The sequence below is a fragment of the Pseudomonas viridiflava genome (genome assembly GCF_003702045.1).
Taxonomy (GTDB): Bacteria; Pseudomonadota; Gammaproteobacteria; order Pseudomonadales; family Pseudomonadaceae; genus Aquipseudomonas; species Aquipseudomonas viridiflava_C.
On sequence record NZ_RBTP01000066.1, the window covers coordinates 1 to 17,234 of the forward strand.

Annotated in this window: 15 protein-coding genes and 2 tRNA genes; 5 read left to right on the plus strand and 12 right to left on the minus strand. The window is 58.1% G+C overall.

The genetic code is table 11. The features are described 5' to 3' along the window. Position 1: 1 nt before the first annotated feature. From ALP40_RS19680 to rluD, 5 genes are all read right to left on the minus strand, one after another. Positions 2-78: transfer RNA gene (locus ALP40_RS19680), tRNA-Pro, on the minus strand. Positions 79-107: 29 nt separating this feature from the next. Next, positions 108-183: transfer RNA gene (locus tag ALP40_RS19685), tRNA-Asn, on the minus strand. Positions 184-479: 296 nt separating this feature from the next. Then, positions 480-3,044: an ATP-dependent chaperone ClpB gene (clpB, locus tag ALP40_RS19690; protein WP_122209869.1), complete on the minus strand. Its 2,565-nt coding sequence runs from the start codon at positions 3,042-3,044 to the stop codon at positions 480-482. A 177-nt stretch (positions 3,045-3,221) separates the two neighbouring features. Next, the gene (pgeF, locus tag ALP40_RS19695; RefSeq protein WP_122209870.1) at positions 3,222-3,950 is read right to left on the minus strand and encodes a peptidoglycan editing factor PgeF; all 729 of its coding nucleotides are present in this window, start codon (positions 3,948-3,950) and stop codon (positions 3,222-3,224) included. After that, entirely contained in the window at positions 3,947-4,909 is a 963-nt protein-coding gene (rluD, locus tag ALP40_RS19700; RefSeq protein WP_122209871.1) for a 23S rRNA pseudouridine(1911/1915/1917) synthase RluD, read from the minus strand. The genes pgeF and rluD overlap by 4 nt, the downstream gene beginning before the upstream one ends. Before the next feature lie 149 nt (positions 4,910-5,058). On the opposite strand from rluD, the gene ALP40_RS19705 reads away from it, so the two are divergent. The 4 genes from ALP40_RS19705 to ALP40_RS19720 all read left to right on the plus strand — a co-directional run bounded on the left by ALP40_RS19705 (position 5,059) and on the right by ALP40_RS19720 (position 9,367). Continuing rightward, a complete protein-coding gene (locus ALP40_RS19705; protein ID WP_122209872.1) occupies positions 5,059-6,081 on the plus strand; it encodes an outer membrane protein assembly factor BamD in 1,023 nt (340 codons plus the stop codon). Positions 6,082-6,202: 121 nt separating this feature from the next. Then, positions 6,203-6,442, plus strand: a complete 240-nt coding sequence (locus ALP40_RS19710) for a PP0621 family protein (protein ID WP_122209873.1) — start codon at positions 6,203-6,205, stop codon at positions 6,440-6,442. Continuing rightward, a complete protein-coding gene (locus ALP40_RS19715; protein ID WP_122209874.1) occupies positions 6,432-8,024 on the plus strand; it encodes a PAS domain-containing sensor histidine kinase in 1,593 nt (530 codons plus the stop codon). Before ALP40_RS19710 ends, ALP40_RS19715 begins: the two co-directional genes overlap by 11 nt. A 2-nt stretch (positions 8,025-8,026) precedes the next feature. Further along, complete coding sequence (locus ALP40_RS19720) at positions 8,027-9,367, plus strand: sigma-54 dependent transcriptional regulator (RefSeq protein ID WP_122209875.1); 1,341 nt, start codon at positions 8,027-8,029, stop codon at positions 9,365-9,367. 257 nt (positions 9,368-9,624) lie between these two features. Here the strand turns inward: ALP40_RS19720 and thiO are convergent, their stop codons facing one another. Genes thiO through ALP40_RS19755 form a run of 7 tightly spaced genes read right to left on the minus strand, consistent with a single transcriptional unit; the run spans position 9,625 to position 16,599 of the window. Beyond that, positions 9,625-10,737, minus strand: a complete 1,113-nt coding sequence (thiO, locus tag ALP40_RS19725) for a glycine oxidase ThiO (protein ID WP_122209876.1) — start codon at positions 10,735-10,737, stop codon at positions 9,625-9,627. 27 nt (positions 10,738-10,764) lie between these two features. Next, positions 10,765-11,166: a type IV pilin protein gene (locus ALP40_RS19730; protein ID WP_122209877.1), complete on the minus strand. Its 402-nt coding sequence runs from the start codon at positions 11,164-11,166 to the stop codon at positions 10,765-10,767. Between the two features lie 11 nt (positions 11,167-11,177). Further along, the gene (locus ALP40_RS19735) at positions 11,178-14,396 is read right to left on the minus strand and encodes a pilus assembly protein (RefSeq protein ID WP_122209878.1); all 3,219 of its coding nucleotides are present in this window, start codon (positions 14,394-14,396) and stop codon (positions 11,178-11,180) included. Beyond that, positions 14,380-14,895 (minus strand): PilX N-terminal domain-containing pilus assembly protein, encoded by a 516-nt coding sequence (locus ALP40_RS19740; protein ID WP_122209879.1) that lies wholly within the window; start codon positions 14,893-14,895, stop codon positions 14,380-14,382. Before ALP40_RS19740 ends, ALP40_RS19735 begins: the two co-directional genes overlap by 17 nt. Before the next feature lie 11 nt (positions 14,896-14,906). Further along, entirely contained in the window at positions 14,907-15,611 is a 705-nt protein-coding gene (locus ALP40_RS19745) for a PilW family protein (RefSeq protein WP_122209880.1), read from the minus strand. After that, on the minus strand, positions 15,608-16,117 hold the full coding sequence (pilV, locus tag ALP40_RS19750; protein ID WP_122209881.1) for a type IV pilus modification protein PilV: 510 nt from the start codon (positions 16,115-16,117) through the stop codon (positions 15,608-15,610). Before pilV ends, ALP40_RS19745 begins: the two co-directional genes overlap by 4 nt. Further along, the gene (locus ALP40_RS19755; RefSeq protein WP_122209882.1) at positions 16,117-16,599 is read right to left on the minus strand and encodes a GspH/FimT family pseudopilin; all 483 of its coding nucleotides are present in this window, start codon (positions 16,597-16,599) and stop codon (positions 16,117-16,119) included. Before ALP40_RS19755 ends, pilV begins: the two co-directional genes overlap by 1 nt. Before the next feature lie 131 nt (positions 16,600-16,730). On the opposite strand from ALP40_RS19755, the gene ALP40_RS19760 reads away from it, so the two are divergent. Continuing rightward, on the plus strand, positions 16,731-17,231 hold the full coding sequence (locus ALP40_RS19760) for a GspH/FimT family pseudopilin (protein ID WP_122209883.1): 501 nt from the start codon (positions 16,731-16,733) through the stop codon (positions 17,229-17,231). Positions 17,232-17,234 lie beyond the last annotated feature (3 nt).

Genomic DNA, 17,234 nt, shown 5'->3' on the forward strand with positions numbered 1-17,234 from the left:
ATGGTCGGGGTAAGGGGATTCGAACTCCTGACATCCTGCTCCCAAAGCAGGCGCGCTACCGGACTGCGCTATACCCCGACTGAAACATCATTGAACCTTGCGAAATCTGGCTCCACGACCTGGACTCGAACCAGGGACCCAGTGATTAACAGTCACTTGCTCTACCAACTGAGCTATCGCGGAACTATCGATTTCAGATTCAACGTTACCACTTACCGCATTGAAATCACATCGCTGTTAACTCTTTGATTTCAATCTCAATGACGTTTGCGCTTCGTTTGTATCGTTGCGTTCACGTCTCTGAGGCGCGCTATTCTACAATTTTAAAAACACCTGTCAACCCTCTAAATTGCTTTTTAAGACAATGATTTGCGATTTTTTTTCAGATCGCCTTTCAGGGCTGATTTTGCTGCGCGTACAGCGCTCAACAAAAAGGGCTCCCGCTTGGGGAGCCCTCCTTTATAAGGCAACAGGCCTCATCAGGCAAACACGATCTCGTCGTCCACCACGCTGCCGGTAATGCTCGTGCCCGGCACAAAGCTGCCCGACAGGATGAGCTGTGCCAGCGGGTTTTCAATCCAGCGCTGGATGGCACGCTTCAGTGGCCGTGCGCCATAGACTGGGTCATAGCCCACCGCAATCAGCTTGTCCAACGCCTCCGGGCTCAGTGCCAACGACAACTCCCGCTCGGTCAGACGCTTGCGCAGGCGGTCGAGCTGGATGTCGGTGATGCCGGCAATCTGATCACGGGCCAACGGCTCGAAGATCACCACTTCGTCGATCCGGTTGATGAACTCCGGCCGGAAGTGCGTACTGACCGCATCCATCACCGCCGCGCGCTGCGCTTCACGATCGCCCACCAATTCCTGAATCTGCGCCGAGCCCAGGTTGGAGGTCATCACGATCACGGTATTGCGGAAATCAACCGTACGTCCGTGGCTATCGGTCAGGCGGCCATCTTCCAGTACCTGCAACAGAATGTTGAAAACGTCCGAATGCGCTTTCTCGACCTCATCGAGCAGGATCACCGAGTACGGCTTGCGACGAACGGCCTCGGTCAGGTAACCGCCCTCTTCATACCCCACATAACCCGGTGGTGCCCCGATGAGCCGCGCCACGGAATGTTTTTCCATGAACTCGGACATGTCGATACGCACCATCGCTTCTTCGGTGTCGAACAGGAACTCGGCCAGCGCCTTGCACAATTCCGTCTTACCGACGCCGGTCGGGCCGAGGAACATGAACGAGCCGCTTGGGCGATTAGGGTCGGACAGTCCCGCACGAGAACGACGCACGGCGTTCGACACAGCGACCACGGCTTCTTCCTGGCCGATCACCCGGTTGTGCAACAGGGTTTCCATTTTCAACAGTTTTTCGCGCTCGCCTTCCAGCATCTTGGAAACCGGAATGCCGGTCCACTTCGACACGACCTCAGCGATCTCTTCCTCGGTCACTTTGCTACGCAGCAGCTGGTTCTCGGGCTTGCCGTGCTGATCCACCATTTGCAGGCTGCGTTCCAGGTCTGGAATGATCCCGTACTGCAATTCAGCCATGCGATTCAGATCGCCACGACGACGCGCCGCTTCCAGCTCCTGACGCGACTGTTCGATTTTCTGTTGAATCTGCGCCGAACCGGTCACTTCAGCTTTTTCCGACGTCCAGATTTCTTCCAGATCGGCGTACTCAAGCTCCAGGCGCTGGATTTCGTCCTGAAGCTTTTCCAGGCGCTTCATGGCCGCTTCGTCTTTCTCTTTCTTGAGCGCCTGAGCTTCAACCTTCAACTGGATCAAGCGACGCTCAAGGCGATCAAGGACTTCGGGCTTGGAATCGATTTCCATACGAATTCGGCTGGCCGCCTCATCGATCAGGTCAATGGCCTTGTCAGGCAGTTGACGATCAGTGATGTAGCGATGGCTCAGCTTCGCCGCGGCGATGATCGCACCGTCGGTGATGGCTACTTTGTGGTGGACTTCATAACGCTCTTTCAGGCCACGCAGAATGGCGATGGTGTCCTCTTCGCTCGGCTCATCCACCAGCACTTTCTGGAAGCGGCGCTCAAGCGCGGCGTCCTTCTCTATATATTGGCGGTACTCATTGAGCGTGGTCGCGCCAACGCAATGCAGCTCACCGCGCGCCAACGCAGGCTTGAGCATATTGCCTGCATCCATCGAGCCCTCGCCTTTGCCGGCACCAACCATCGTGTGCAGCTCGTCGATGAACAGGATGATCTGGCCTTCCTGCTTGGACAGCTCGTTAAGCAGCGACTTCAGGCGTTCTTCGAACTCGCCGCGGTACTTGGCACCCGCAATCAGCGCGCCCATGTCCAGCGACAGCAGACGCTTGCCACGAAGGCCGTCAGGAACTTCACCATTAATGATGCGCTGCGCCAGACCTTCGGCAATGGCGGTCTTGCCCACACCGGGCTCACCGATCAGCACCGGGTTATTCTTGGTGCGGCGTTGCAGCACCTGAATCGTGCGACGAATCTCGTCGTCACGGCCGATCACTGGGTCAAGCTTGCCTTCTTCGGCGCGCTTGGTCAGGTCGACGGTGTACTTATCCAGCGCCTGGCGTGATTCTTCAACGTTAGGATCGTTGATCGCCCCGCCGCCGCGCAGGTTGTTGATGGCGTTTTCCAGCGCTTTCTTGCTGACGCCCTGCCCCAGCAACAACTTGCCGAGTTTGCTGTTCTCGTCCATTGCCGCGAGCAACACCAGTTCACTTGAAATGAACTGATCACCCTTCTGCTGCGCCAGACGGTCGGCCTGGTTGAGAAGGCGCGCCAGATCCTGCGACATGTTGACGTCGCCGGTCGGATTCTGGATTTTCGGCAGTTGATCGAGCTCTTTGCTCAACTCCTTGCGCAGGCTGTTGATGTCAAAGCCCACCTGCAACAGCAGGGGCTTGATCGAGCCGCCTTGTTGCTCAAGCAATGCCTGCATCAAATGCGCAGGCTCAATGGCTGGGTGGTCGAGGCCCACTGCCAGCGATTGCGAATCGGATAACGCTAACTGTAATTTGCTGGTCAATCTGTCGATACGCATAGTCACCTTCCTTTAAAGCAGGCCGGAGCAATGAACACACCTGTGATGAAAACCTGCTGAACACTTATGGATGCGCAATAGATGCGGGCAATTCTGTGTGTTTCAAGACTGGCTCGATTGATGTGGATCAGCCTCACGCTCAGGCAAGCCTAGCTGGCTTGCACAAAAGAGCAGGCGTCAGGCGTGATCGATCCAGATCAGCGAGGCAAATCGACCGGTGCGGGCTGCACGCCGATAGGAGAAAAAGCGCGGATCGGTGAAGGTATCGAAACCGCCACCATAAACGGAAACGATGCCGCTGGCTGCCAATCGCAGGCGGGCCAGGCTGTAGATGTCAGCCATGAAGCGATCCGGGTTGGAACTGGCGACAAACGCACTGGCCGTTTCTGGATGCTGGTTCACGAACGTTTCGCGAACCTCAGGCCCGACTTCGAACGACGGCTGACCGATGGCAGGACCGAGCCAGACCAGAGCGTCTTGAGGATCGGCCTGCAAACTGTTGGCCGTCGCTTCCAGAACTCCTCCCGCCAGACCACGCCAGCCGGCATGCGCGGCGGCGACTCGCGTGCCGTCACGGCGGCAGAACAACGCGGGCAGACAATCGGCAGTCATGATGGTGCAGGCAATACCGGGCGTTTGCGTCCAGCTGGCGTCGGCTTCCATGACGCCCGAAGGATCGGCGTGAGCAACCACAACACCATGCACCTGACGCAACCAGCCGGGCTGGACATTCAAGCAAGTGGTCAGCCGCGAGCGATTGTCGGCAACGGCCTCTGGGCGGTCATCAACGTGATCGCCCAGATTGAAGGTGTCGAACGGGGCCAGACTGACCCCGCCCGCGCGAGTGGTGACGCAGGACTTGATGTGAGCTGGCGCAGGCCAGTCAGGTATCAGCCAGTCATTCACCCGATGAACGCCTCGCGATCCTGCTTGAGCAGGGACAGCAGCCAGACGAAATCGTCAGGCAGTGGCGATTCCCAGCTCATGCGCTTACCGGTCGTCGGGTGATCCAGCTCCAGAAAACGCGCATGCAGGGCCTGGCGCGGAAAGGTCTTGAGCGAATCGACCATCGTCAGGCTGGCAGCGGGCGGAATACGGAAACGACCACCGTAAGCCGGATCGCCGACCAACGGGTAATTGATGTGCGCCATGTGTACGCGAATCTGGTGCGTACGACCGGTTTCCAGCTTGACCCGCACATGGGTGTGAGAACGGAAACGCTCAAGCACTCGGTAATGACTCACCGCCTGCTTGCCGCCTTCCATCACCGCCATGCGCTGGCGCTGTTGACCATGACGACCAATCGGCGCATCGATCTTGCCGCCTGCGGTCACGACACCGATCACGATGCATTCATAGATGCGGCTCACGCTGCGGCTCTGAAGCTGTGTCACCAGCTGGGTCTGCGCCTGAATGGTCTTGGCGACCACCATCAGACCGGTGGTGTCCTTGTCCAGACGATGCACGATGCCGGCGCGCGGAACATTGATGATGTCCGGCACATGGTGCAACAGGGCATTGAGCAGCGTACCGTCGGCGTGACCGGCAGCCGGATGCACCACCAGGCCCGCAGGCTTGTTGATGACCAGGATCTGGTCGTCTTCGTAGACGATGTCCAGCTCGATGTCCTGAGCGACCCATTCACCCTGGGCCTCCTGCTCGGCAACAAGCTCGAGGATGGCACCACCATGCACGATGTCACGCGGGCGCAGAACGCCACCGTCCACAGTCAGGCGGCCGTCCTTGATCCAGGCGGAAAGGCGCGAGCGCGAGTGCTCAGCGAATAATTGTGCGGCGACTTGATCGAGGCGTTGACCGCCCAATTCGGACGGCACCTCTGCGCGGAGTTCTATATTTTCGGACATGACCAGACTAGGTGGCGGCTAGCCTTTGGTTTCGGCAGCGCGCTTGTGGTTAAATACGGCGTCTTTTGTCCCGCCGGTATCGCGGGGCGCTCATCATAACAGGACGGCCCCGCCCAAGACAGCAGGCCGTTATAGGGACGCAAGCCGCCATGCAAGTGAAACACCTGCTGCTGATCGCCATCCTCGCATTGACTGCGGCCTGTTCGTCGAAGGAAGTCATCGACGAAAACCTCAGCGAAGTCGAGCTGTACCAGCAGGCGCAGGCCGACCTGGGCAATAACAGCTATAACAGCGCCACTGAGAAGCTCAAGGCGCTGGAATCTCGCTATCCGTTCGGTCGCTACGCCGACCAGGCCCAGCTTGAGCTGATCTACTCCAACTACAAGAACGGTGAACCCGAGGCCGCGAAATCCGCTGCCGAGCGTTTCATTCGTCTGCACCCTCAGCACCCGAACGTCGATTACGCCTACTACATGAAAGGCCTGACCTCGTTCGACCAGGACGTCGGCCTGCTGGCGCGCTTCCTGCCGCTGGACCAGACCAAACGTGACCCGGGTGCCGCTCGTGACTCGTTCAACGAGTTCGCGCAGTTGACCAGCCGTTTCCCGAACAGCCGTTATTCGCCCGACGCCAAGCAGCGCATGATCTACCTGCGCAACCTGCTGGCTTCGTACGAAATTCACGTGGCCGACTACTACCTGACCCGTCAGGCCTACGTCGCCGCTGCCAACCGCGGTCGTTATGTGGTCGAGAACTTCCAGGAAACGCCGTCTGTTGGTGATGGCCTGGCCGTAATGGTCGAGTCTTACCAGCGCCTGCATCTGGACGATCTGGCTGCCACCAGCCTTGAAGTGCTGAAAACCAACTACCCGAACCATCCGCAGTTGAACAACGGCGAATTCACCCCTCGTGAGGCAGAAGCGGACAACCGTTCGTGGCTGTCCAAGGCGACGCTGGGTCTGATCAGCGGCAGCGCACCACTGCCACCGGGTGAAACCCGTGCCGACCAGGACATCAAGAAGCAGTATCAGGACGCCAAGGACTCCATCCCTAAAGAGCTGCTGCCGGAAAACCAGGCAGAGCTGGATGAGCAGGCCGAAAAAGAAGCCGAAGAGAAAGGAACCAAGAGCCGTTCCTGGTTCAGTTACATGACCCTGGGCCTGTTCGACTGAGTCGGACACAGCCCTTAAAAAGAGGCCCATTCAGGGCCTCTTTTTTTATGCGCGCTCGCCACTGTGCGCCGGCCTGCTCCTTGGCTACACTGCGCAGACTCAACTCACTAAGCGGGTAGTCATGCTTCGGTTATTAATGTGGGCCGCGCTGATCGCGGCGGCGATCTGGTTCATCAAGCGCCTGCTCAATCCCCCGAAACCAAAACCCCGCCCGGCCCCGCCTGACAACACGGCTGCGCCGATGGTGCGTTGCGCCCATTGCGGCGTTCATCTTCCTCGTGACCGCGCATTGAGCCAGGAAAAACAATGGTATTGCAGCGAGGCGCACCGGCTAGAAGGCCCCGCGGCTCGTGACCGCTGAGGTACTTTCCCTCAGCAGTGCCCAAGCGCAACGGATTCTGCGGCTCTATCACCTTTATCGCCTCGTTATCGGCGTCCTGCTGGTATCGCTGATCTCCACCAGCCTGGACACCGAACTGTTGCAGATGGCCAACCCGAACCTGTTTCGGGCTGGCTGCTGGTTGTATCTGGTGTTCAACATTCTGGTCGTGGTGCTGCTGGAACGCCCTAGCCGCCAGTCTCATCTGTTCAGCCTGGCGATGACTGACGCGGTCATGCTCTCCGGCCTGTTCTACGCCGCCGGTGGTCCTTCAAGCGGTATCGGCAACCTGTTGATCGCATCGGTTGCGATCAGCAACGTGCTGCTGCGTGGTCGAATCGGTCTGCTGATCGCTGCGGTTTCGGCCATTGGCATTATTTACCTGACGTTCTATATCAGCTTCGGAACGCCTTCGGTTTCCAATGACTACGTTCAGGCCGGCTTGTTGGGCGCCATGTGCTTCGCCGCCGCCCTTATGGTGCAGGCCCTCACGGCTCGCATGCTGAACAGCGAGGTGCTGGCCAGACAGCGTGCCGCCGACGTCGATAATCTCGAAGAACTCAACGCGCTGATTTTGCAACGCATGCGCACTGGCATTCTGGTGCTGGACGCCCGGCGCCAGGTGCTCCTGGCCAATCAGGGCGCACTCAGCCTGCTGGGGCATGAGCAACTGGTCGGTCACGTGATCGACCATTACTGCCCGCAACTGGTGGACCGTCTGCGCCACTGGCTGATCAACCCGGTCATGGTGCCGCGCAGCATCACCACCTCGGCCATCGGCCCCGAGCTGCAACCCAGCTTTGCAGCGGTCAACCGGGGCGATCAGCTCCAGACCCTGATTTTTCTAGAGGACCTGACCCAAGTCGCCCATCAGGCTCAGCAATTGAAGCTGGCTGCACTGGGGCGCCTGACGGCTGGCATCGCCCACGAAATCCGCAACCCGCTCGGCGCAGTCAGCCATGCAGCACAACTGCTGAACGAATCGGAAGAACTAACCGCGCCGGACCGACGTTTGGGACAGATCATTCATGACCAGTCGCGGCGGATCAACCTCGTCATCGAGAACGTGCTGCAGCTGTCCAGGCGTCGTGAAGCCCAGCGTGAATTGCTTGACCTGAAACACTGGCTGGAAACCTTTGTGGCAGACTTTCGCAGCGCCGCTTCGCCTGATCAAAACATTGAGGTTGAAATCGGCATCGGCATGCTGACCACCCGCATGGACGCCGAACAGCTGAATCAGGTCGTGACCAACCTGCTGCAAAACGGTCTGCGCTACAGCCGTCAGAATCACCCCACTGCTCAGGTGCTGCTCAGGCTGTATCACGATCAGAACAGCGATCTGCCCACGCTGGAGGTGCTGGATGATGGCCCCGGCGTCAGCGAGAAGCACTTGGGCAAACTGTTCGAACCGTTTTTCACCACCGAAAGCAAAGGGACGGGCCTGGGCCTCTACCTGTCGCGAGAGCTATGCGAAAGCAATCAGGCACACCTGGATTATGCCCCTCGTCAAAGCGGCGGCAGTTGTCTGCGTATTACCTTCGCCCACCCGTTCAAACCGAGCTGAAGATGACCCCACGGCAAAAAATCCTGATCGTCGATGATGAGCCGGACATTCGCGAACTCCTGGAGATCACTCTGGGCCGGATGAAGCTCGACACCCGCAGCGCTCGCAATGTCGCTGAAGCCCATGACTGGCTGGCGCGCGAGCCCTTCGACCTGTGCCTGACCGACATGCGCCTGCCGGACGGTAATGGCCTGGAACTGGTGCAGCACATCCAGCAGAACTTCGCTCACGTCCCGGTGGCGATGATCACCGCTCATGGCAGTCTGGACACGGCCATTCATGCGCTCAAGGCGGGTGCGTTCGACTTTCTGACCAAACCGGTAGACCTCGGTCGCCTGCGTGAACTGGTCAACAGCGCGTTGCGCCTCACACCCGTCGTGCAGCCGGTACGCACCCTGGACAACCGCCTGCTGGGCGATTCGCCGCCCATGCGCACGCTGCGCAGCCAGATCGCCAAACTGGCGCGCAGTCAGGCCCCCGTTTATATCAGCGGCGAGTCCGGCAGCGGCAAAGAGTTGGTGGCGAAGCTTATTCACGAACAAGGCCCGCGCGGGGAGAAACCGTTCGTGCCGGTCAACTGCGGCGCCATTCCTTCTGACCTGATGGAAAGCGAATTCTTCGGGCATCGCAAAGGCAGCTTCACCGGCGCCCATGAAGACAAGCCCGGACTGTTCCAGGCGGCGCAGAACGGCACGCTGTTTCTGGACGAGGTGGCCGATCTGCCATTGGCCATGCAGGTCAAACTGCTGCGCGCGATACAGGAGAAGTCCATTCGCAGCGTCGGGGGCCAGCAGGAACAAGTGGTGGATGTACGAATTCTCTGTGCAACCCACAAGGACCTAAGTGTGGAGGTGGCCGCAGGACGCTTCCGGCAGGATTTGTATTACCGGTTGAACGTCATCGAACTGCGCGTGCCGTCCCTGCGCGAGCGTCGTGAAGACATCGATCAATTGGCCGCCATCGTCCTGCAGCGACTGGCGACCAACAGCGGACTGCCCGCCGCCAGGCTCGACGCTCAGGCACTGGATACGCTGAAAAACTATCGCTTCCCAGGCAACGTTCGTGAGCTTGAAAATATGCTGGAGCGTGCCTATACGTTGTGCGAAAACGACGAAATCCATGCGTCTGACCTGCGCCTGGCCGAGTCTGCCAGACCTCAGGAGAGCGACGGCCCGAACCTGGCGGACATCGACAATCTGGAAGACTATCTTGAAGGCATCGAGCGCAAACTGATTCTGCAGGCCCTGGAAGAGACCCGCTGGAACAGGACCGCGGCAGCCCAGCGACTCAGCCTGTCATTCAGGTCAATGCGTTATCGATTGAAGAAGCTGGGGCTGGATTGAGCGGGAAGGCGCGGGTGTTCGTTGGCCTCTGACACAGTGCTGTGTCGCTGCGAATACAGATTGTGGGAGCGGACTTGTCCGCGAAAGCAGTATTTCAGCCACTGCATATGCGTCGGATGTAACAGCCTTTTCGCGGACAAGTCCGCTCCCACGAACCGGTGTTTGCTGCGCGACAGCGCCACGTTGAAGACGTGGTGGGGCCTCACACAAAAACCGCGTTTATCCAGCAAACTATAATTTATCGACGAAAGCGCAGCTCATATTAGGGCGGGCGTCATACGCCCTTCCGGCGAATACGGAGCAGGATCAATGATCGGCTCATGCCCCAGCAGCAAATCGGCAAGCAACTGGCACGAGGCTGGCGCCAGCACCAGGCCGTTGCGGTAATGACCGCTGTTGAGCCACAACCCTTCGAAACCGGGCACAGGGCCAATGAACGGAATACCTTCCGGCGAGCCCGGGCGCAACCCCGCCCACTGAGCGACCGGCTCGGCATCCGCCAACGCCGGAATCAGTTCAATGGCCGAGGCCTTGAGGCTTTCAAGCGCAGCATTGGTTGTTGTCTTGTCGAAGCCTGCGTGTTCCAGCGTGCTGCCGATCAGGATGTGTCCGTCACGCCGCGGGATCGCGTATCGCCCTTTCGCCAGCACCATGCTGGGTAAAAAGTCCGACGCGCATTTGTAGAGGATCATCTGCCCTTTGACGGGCTCGACCGGCAGATCAAGCCCCAGCGTACCGAGCAACTCACCACTCCAGGCACCCGCTGCAAGAATCACGCGATCAGCGAGCACATCGCCTGTAGCCGTCATCACGCCCTTGACTCGACCGTTACGACGCACAAAGCCCTTGACCTCGCACTGCTCGCGAATCTCGACATTGGGCATCGCCAGCAAGGCGGCCTTGAGGGATTTGACCAGCCTGGGATTTCGCACGTTGGCCACGTCGGCCATATAGATAGCCCGCGAATACCCTTTCCCGAGCGGCGGGACTGCATCGTGTACCGCTGAAATATCAACGCTGCTCAGCGGGCGGCCTTCGCGCGCAGCCCATTCGAGCGCTTGCTGCTCGTCGTCCAGATCCAGCCAGTACAAACCGGTGGTATGGACTTCCGGGTCCAGGCCCGTCTGTTTGAAAAGCCGCTCGCCCAAATGCGGATAGAAATCCTGAGACCAGTGCGCCAACGCCGTCACGGCGGGACTGTAGCGCCAAGGGTAGAGCGGCGAGACGATCCCTCCGCCCGCCCAGGAAGACTCCAGTCCCACGCCGGACCGATCCAGCAGCACGACGCTGACGTGCGCCGACGCCAGGTTGAAGGCAGTCAACAAACCGATTACACCACCGCCGACGATCACTACGTGTTGCTTGGGCATTTTGCTCTCTGGGCAAGTTGAAAAGGGTTAACGGCCCCAACAGTCCTTTCTCGTCACACCACTGGATGCGCCTGTGTTGCTGTACTCGCCCGTACTCTTGATGACGAAATTGCCGCACTTGTCGCCGTTCATCATCGAGGTGCCAATGGGGGTCGCGGTCAGTGTGAAGTCGGTTGCCGTAGGGGCGATGGCAATGGTGTAGAAAGAATTCCCGGCGCTCAGGCCCGGCGCATTCATGTAAGTCCTGTTACGCGAATAAAACCGCTCCAGCGCCTGGGTCTGCTCGGACAGCAGGCTGGCTATCTCAGCGCGATGGCTACGCTTCACGTACTCGGTGTAACTGGGGTAAGCCACCGCCGCAAGAATACCGACAATCGCCACGACGATCATGAGTTCGATCAACGTAAAGCCCTTGGATGTTGCTTGCATGGTCAGCTTCCCTATTGAATTTGTCGCCACATGATACGTTGGTTAACCCCGCCCTTTTCAAACACAACGCTCGGTTGACCGGCGCTGGTATCGGTCACGACCTTGCTTTCGTTACCTGACCCGCTAGCACTGGGCGGCGAGACGATAGCCGAAATGACAGGAATACCTGTACCTATACCTAAACCCGAAATCCTCAGGTCGCCGCCGTTTATCACGTTGTCACCATTGGTGTCGAGCACTTGGTAATTGAGCATGCTCCCCGTAGCGGCATCGAGTTCAAATATCCGACCGGTACCGGTACTTTCGCAAGGATCGTCCGAGTTGACGGAGGCAGTGGAGAAGATAATTCGCCCCCGACTGGTTTGAGCAGGGTAGATAATTCGCTCTCCCAAGTAAGGAGTAGCGATCGACAGCGGCATGAACCAACCTCTTTTGGAGGCCCAGTCCACATCCCTCGTGGTCGATGTGAAGTAGGTACTTCCATTACTGACGACGCTGCCATTGACGTCCTGCTGTTGGAGGTTCGCTTCGACAATATTGCCTGTTCCGCCATCAGCATCCCAGATCGCATAGAAATCCTGCTGTGCCGTGGTCTGCTTGTCGGCCGTTTCAAGAAACTTGCCGGTCCCGAAGTAGACAAGCTTGCCGTTGAGTGGGTGATTAAGCAGGATGGGTTGCACGGTTATAGGCTGACCGGCGCCCCTTGGCGCGGTGAACAACGGCGCACCTCCAAAAGCGACTTTCCAGCCGGATGCGTCGGATGAGCTCAGATCAAACTTCCATAGCCGCCCTTTCAAATCGCCGGCATAAGCGGCCTGAACGACGTTCTGAGAATTGACACGCAGCTTGACTGAAGACAGGCCGTTGTCTGTCTCATTCCCGATGACCGGCGTAGGGATTTCTGCAATGAGCGCCCCGGTATTGGCGTTGAGGACAAACAGTGAGGCCCTGCCGGTGAAGCTGCCATAGCCGTTACCCAACACAACAATCCCTGCGCCGCTCGCCATGCGGGCCACATCAGGCTTTGCATAGGCGAAGCCCAGGTTATTGAAGGCGTTGGAAGGCGTAGAGGTATCAGGCGCTTTGACCTCCCATAACGCGCTAGGCGTATTACTGGTGCCTTCGAACAGCTTGACCGCAAAAAATGCCTTGCCGCCGGCACCGGTCCCTCCGAACGCCACCGTACGCCATGCGGAACCTGCCGAAACCTGCGTGTCAAAAACCGACACCTGACCATCCACTGTGAACTTGTGTACACCAGAACCGTAGGTCGCCGACGCCACAGTTGCCAACGAAGCCAGCGCCGTCGATGGCATGTACGCATAACGCCGTGAGCCGTCGGTAGTATTGATGATGTTAAAGAAACCGTCATTGGCATTTGCCAACAGGCTGGGCGTCATGGTGCTGGCCTTGGTCGCCAGATAGCTCGTGTAGCTGTTGTCACCCACCAGCTCGGTAGCCGTCTTCTGCGTGGGCATCCCGGCCGCTAATGGCGCATTAATGATGTCCCCCAGCAGTCTGGTGCGCGTACGCAACTTACTGTTTGCCGCACCTTTGGCCCAGGCAATCAACTCGGTTCCCGTCACATTGCTCGGCAGCGTCAGGTTGAATGCATTCTTCTGCGGGGTGCTTAGATTGGCGTAATCCAGGGTGATTCTGCCGGGCGTCGCCGTATTCCATGATTCAAAAACAGCAGATCCTGCACCGCTGACAATGGTGTTGTCCGTGTTCCAGACCGTATCGCCCAAAGTGCCAGTTGTAGGGTTGATGTTGTAAGCCTTGATCGTGCCATGCCAGTCCGACGGGTCGTAAATTGTCTGGTAGAACTGGGTGCCGGTTTGCAGCGTGAGCGAGTTGGCAGCGCCCGCGCTCCCCGAGCCTATTCGGGCGTAGATATCACTCAGCGCGAGATTCAGCGCGGAACTGAGGCCTGCACTGTCATTGGCCTGGAAGTACTTACCATGACCATGATTGTTGTCGGCGGTGTCCAGAAGCATTTGATTGTCGACCGTAAAACCGATGGTGTACGTCGACAGGTTCTGCTTGCTGAAGCCTGCGCTGTCCCAACTCTTGCCGGTCAGATCACCTGGAGATGCCGTAGAGTCCTTGCGCATATCAATGTCGTAGGCAAACTTGGCCACGTCATCCAGATACTGAGTATCGCCCTCACCGTCCCCTTGAAGATTGGGACCGTCATTGGCGGCGTTCAAATCCCAGTTGGGCAATGAACGCGTGGTATCGGCAAGGTCATCAGGGTCATTGTTGGGTATCGAGCGGTCATAGGTGGGCAGACCATCGGTGATCACCACGCCATAGTTCTTTTGGCAGCGGTACTGAATGGGGCTCACGTAGGTCGCAGCGTTTTGATAAAACGGCGACATCCCGCGAAAGTAACGAGTGATCTCATAATAGGTTTCAGCCAGCGGTGTGTTGGCCGTTGGCTGCAGCGCGCCAATTGCCGCCTTTAGCGCGTCATTGTTCTTATTGGCCTGATCCTGACTGACTGCGATGGGCTGATACTTCGAGGTCGCCACCGGGGACAGATCCATGACGGCCCGGGCGATCCTGCCGCCAGGGCCGGGGTCACCGTTACTCGGATCATTGAAGGTCGCCAGCCCGATCCTGAGCGTCGGGTTATTCGTCACCAGGTTGGTCGCCACGGACTTTGCGACATTCATACGAAAGTCGTTGGGAATCACGCCATTGGTGTAGAAGCGAACCCCAGCATCGAAAAAACCCGGATTTACCAGGTCAATCAGATACGAAAGATAGTCTGCGGTATAACGCGTCAGACCATTCCCGGCCGGGTCAGGCAATACCAGGCAATACCCCTGTCCGTTGCGAAAGACCGGGCGTCCGCCAAACAGACAGCTCAACGAAATATTGAGCACTCCCGTGGCGTTTATGTCGCCTAACGCCAGCGTTTCCCCACCCGAGATGGTGCTGATGAAAGGACACGGCACTGTAATCAGGCCACTCACGCACTGCGTGGAGTAGAACTGGATATCCGGACGATTGACATTGGGGTTGAAACCCGACGCCCAGATAATGTTGTACATGCTGCCCGAATTATCGACCAGCAACATAAGATTGGGCGGTACCGCCGAAGAACTGAGCAGTGGAGCCTGAGCGGGAGTGAACGCGTAGACCGGTGTCGTCAGGTAGAGCGCCAACAATGCGCCGTAGACGCACTTCAGGGCACGGCGAAGCGTCTTAGCAATTGGTGGCATAGATACTCTCCAGAACAGTTCGCGACGTGCCTTTGATGGAAACGGCTGTCACTCGGTACATCGTTACCTGACTCGGATTCGAAGTCGCGCATTTGAAAATTGCCGCCGCCGGAGGCCCCAGATTTTGAATGCCATAAAAACCCAAACCGGCATCAAGAGCGACCCAGGTCACGCCTGAAGCACCGTTCCTGCCGGCTGCGGTCACGACAGTGGATTCAACCGGGGGCGCACACGTAGCGTTACTGGCGCACTGTGCAATCGAAAACCCAGGCTTTTGTATCTCCGACTCGCCCAACCTCAACACCGCTTCTGCCGCTTGAAACGACACGTTGCGGGTGGCCACGCTGCCCGCCATTTTTTCCTGCAGGGTCGCGTTTTGCATGGAAGAAATGCCCAATAGCGTGAGCAACAACAGAAACACCAGGCTGACCAGCAGAACCATGCCCCGCTGATGGGCAGGAAGCGCTTTTCTCACTCTGAATCCTTTGGTCTTGATCATGTCAGGCCCGTTCAAAAGCGGTTACGCACGTGCGCGACAACGCTGTAACTCTGCTGCATGACCCGGTTGTTCGGATCTTGCAGAGTCAACTCGATGCGAATACTGCGGATGTCTGCGGCATTGGCCACATTGATGGTCGAGGTATAAGACATGGGATTGCCTGCCATGCCGAAAAACACTCTGAACCGGGTAACGTTTTGCAGCAATGGCTGCACTGCCCCTCCGGTACCGTAACGTATCGTCAGGTCTGTCCCGGTGAGCGTGTACACCAACTGCCTTAGCGGAAATGCCGTTTCGCCTGCCAGCGGCGCTCTGGCGCCTGCATACAGTTGTGTGTTGGTCCTGCAGTCCGAGGTGATCGTCCATGTGGGCACGCTGCCGGTGAAACCCACATCGGTGGTCACCAAGGTGAGCGTATTGTTCGTGCTATCCCACAAGATGGGATTATCGAGCGCCGCAGGCCAGGCAATGGCCGGTGAGGTGGGCGTGTAGTTGTTAAAGCTCAAGCAACCGTAGGTGCCCGCCATGCGGATTTCCTGCATCAGCTTGCTCAATACGAACCTGGCATCTTCCTGCATGCTGGCCGCCGCGTTCTGGCTCTGATAAGTGGCTCGGGAAGCGGTGAATATCTGGACGATGCCCAGCGTGACCAGAAGTCCGAGGACAAGAGCCACCATGATTTCGATCAGGCCAAAACCTCTGCTCAGTCTCCTCATGGGTTGACCCCTACGCGTGAGGTCAGAACAAAGGTCTGTGTGGGGGTAGTTGCAGATCCTGACGCTTTGTCGCTTGCCGCTGCTGCGCGTGCATCACTCCAGCCAATGGTGATCGTCACTTCTGGCGCATTGGCAACGGTGATCACTCCCGTTCCGGTGGCCCCTGCAAAAGCCGTGATATTGGCACTGAAGTCGGCCAGGTCCTGATCACGGGCGATGTTCGGGTTCGCAACTGGCGCGGAGCCCAGGTTCGGCAACGCATAAGTGGCCAGGACGTTGGTCGTCCCGTTTGCAAAGGCATTACCGTCTACGTTCGCGCGAATCCGGTCCATCATGTCGTAGGCGATAAAGCTGGCCTGGCTGCTCATCGCTGCGCTGTCGGTGTATTTCAGCGCGTTGAGCTGAATAGCCGCCGCGCCCAGCAATCCGATGGCGAGGATCAGCACCGAAACCAGCACCTCGATCAGGGTCATGCCGTTCTGGCGATGTCGTGGCTTGTTGGGCATTAGCAGCTTCCACCGAGGACGATCCGGCCGGTCAGGCAGACATTCATGGTTCGGATGATAGAGCCTCGTGTGTAAGTCATCGCCACGGCATTGGCTGGCGCGATGAGCCCGCCCAGATTATTGAAATCCAACGCAGTGACATTGGCCGCGACCAGCGTGCCGCCGCTGCTCATTGCCGCGACCTTGCGCAGGACTTTTGTCGAGTCGGCCGCGACCGTGCCCGCATCGGCAACCTGATACACCTGCAACTCGGTATTCCACGCCGTTCCCGTGGTCGGCGCGATTCTTACCGTCACTCCTCTGTTTATCGCCTCAAGCCGCGCATAGTTGAGGGCCCGCTGCAAATCATTGAGCTCGGTATCGGCCTTGTTGCCCTGCAAGGTGCTGGTGAAATTCGGGATCGCGATAGCTGCCAGGATGCCCACCAGGGACACAGTGACTAACAATTCGATGAGGCTGAATCCCTTGGCGATATGACGCATTGAGTGTCTCCTAGACGTTACGACTATAAGGCAGCAATGCCGTCGGAAAATCTATAGCGGGACGTACGGTTGTTTTGCGATGACGAACGCCCGAACGCATCTGAAACAGTCTTTCCAGGGAAGGAAAACGAATGAAGCCGTCAGGTTTTACGCTGATCGAATTGTTAGTCGTGGTTGCACTGGTAGCCATTCTTGCCAACGTTGCGACACCTTCTGTCACGCAAATCATTGATAGCAACCGCAGGCTCGTCGCCGCTCAGGAACTGGCCAGCGGCATACGCTCCGCACGCGTCGCCGCCATCACACACAATCAATTTGTGACAGTTCACGCCATCGAAGCTGACTGGAGCAAGGGCTGGAGGATCATTCTCGACCCGGATGGCAAAGGCCCTGACGATCAGGACGTGTTGCTCATCGAGCGCGCCAGAACGGCGAACACCAGAATCGTCGGCAACCGGAAACTGGCCGGGCACCTGACATTCAATGGGTTAGGCGGACTGGTGAACAGAGCCAACGGAACACTGTTTGTCTGTGTAAGAAATCAGCCGGTCAGCCACTATCGCGTGATAGTGGCTGCGACCGGCAGGGTCAGGATCGCAGACCAGAAAACCGAATCACCGCTGTGCGGCTGAGCC

Coding starts and splice junctions, on each gene's coding strand:
- clpB (WP_122209869.1), bottom strand. CDS start 3,044: ATGCGTATCGACAGATTGACCAGCAAATTACAGTTAGCGTTATCCGAT.
- rluD (WP_122209871.1), bottom strand. CDS start 4,909: ATGTCCGAAAATATAGAACTCCGCGCAGAGGTGCCGTCCGAATTGGGC.
- ALP40_RS19705 (WP_122209872.1), top strand. CDS start 5,059: ATGCAAGTGAAACACCTGCTGCTGATCGCCATCCTCGCATTGACTGCG.
- ALP40_RS19710 (WP_122209873.1), top strand. CDS start 6,203: ATGCTTCGGTTATTAATGTGGGCCGCGCTGATCGCGGCGGCGATCTGG.
- ALP40_RS19720 (WP_122209875.1), top strand. CDS start 8,027: ATGACCCCACGGCAAAAAATCCTGATCGTCGATGATGAGCCGGACATT.
- thiO (WP_122209876.1), bottom strand. CDS start 10,737: ATGCCCAAGCAACACGTAGTGATCGTCGGCGGTGGTGTAATCGGTTTG.
- ALP40_RS19730 (WP_122209877.1), bottom strand. CDS start 11,166: ATGCAAGCAACATCCAAGGGCTTTACGTTGATCGAACTCATGATCGTC.
- ALP40_RS19735 (WP_122209878.1), bottom strand. CDS start 14,396: ATGCCACCAATTGCTAAGACGCTTCGCCGTGCCCTGAAGTGCGTCTAC.
- ALP40_RS19740 (WP_122209879.1), bottom strand. CDS start 14,895: ATGATCAAGACCAAAGGATTCAGAGTGAGAAAAGCGCTTCCTGCCCAT.
- ALP40_RS19745 (WP_122209880.1), bottom strand. CDS start 15,611: ATGAGGAGACTGAGCAGAGGTTTTGGCCTGATCGAAATCATGGTGGCT.
- pilV (WP_122209881.1), bottom strand. CDS start 16,117: ATGCCCAACAAGCCACGACATCGCCAGAACGGCATGACCCTGATCGAG.
- ALP40_RS19755 (WP_122209882.1), bottom strand. CDS start 16,599: ATGCGTCATATCGCCAAGGGATTCAGCCTCATCGAATTGTTAGTCACT.
- ALP40_RS19760 (WP_122209883.1), top strand. CDS start 16,731: ATGAAGCCGTCAGGTTTTACGCTGATCGAATTGTTAGTCGTGGTTGCA.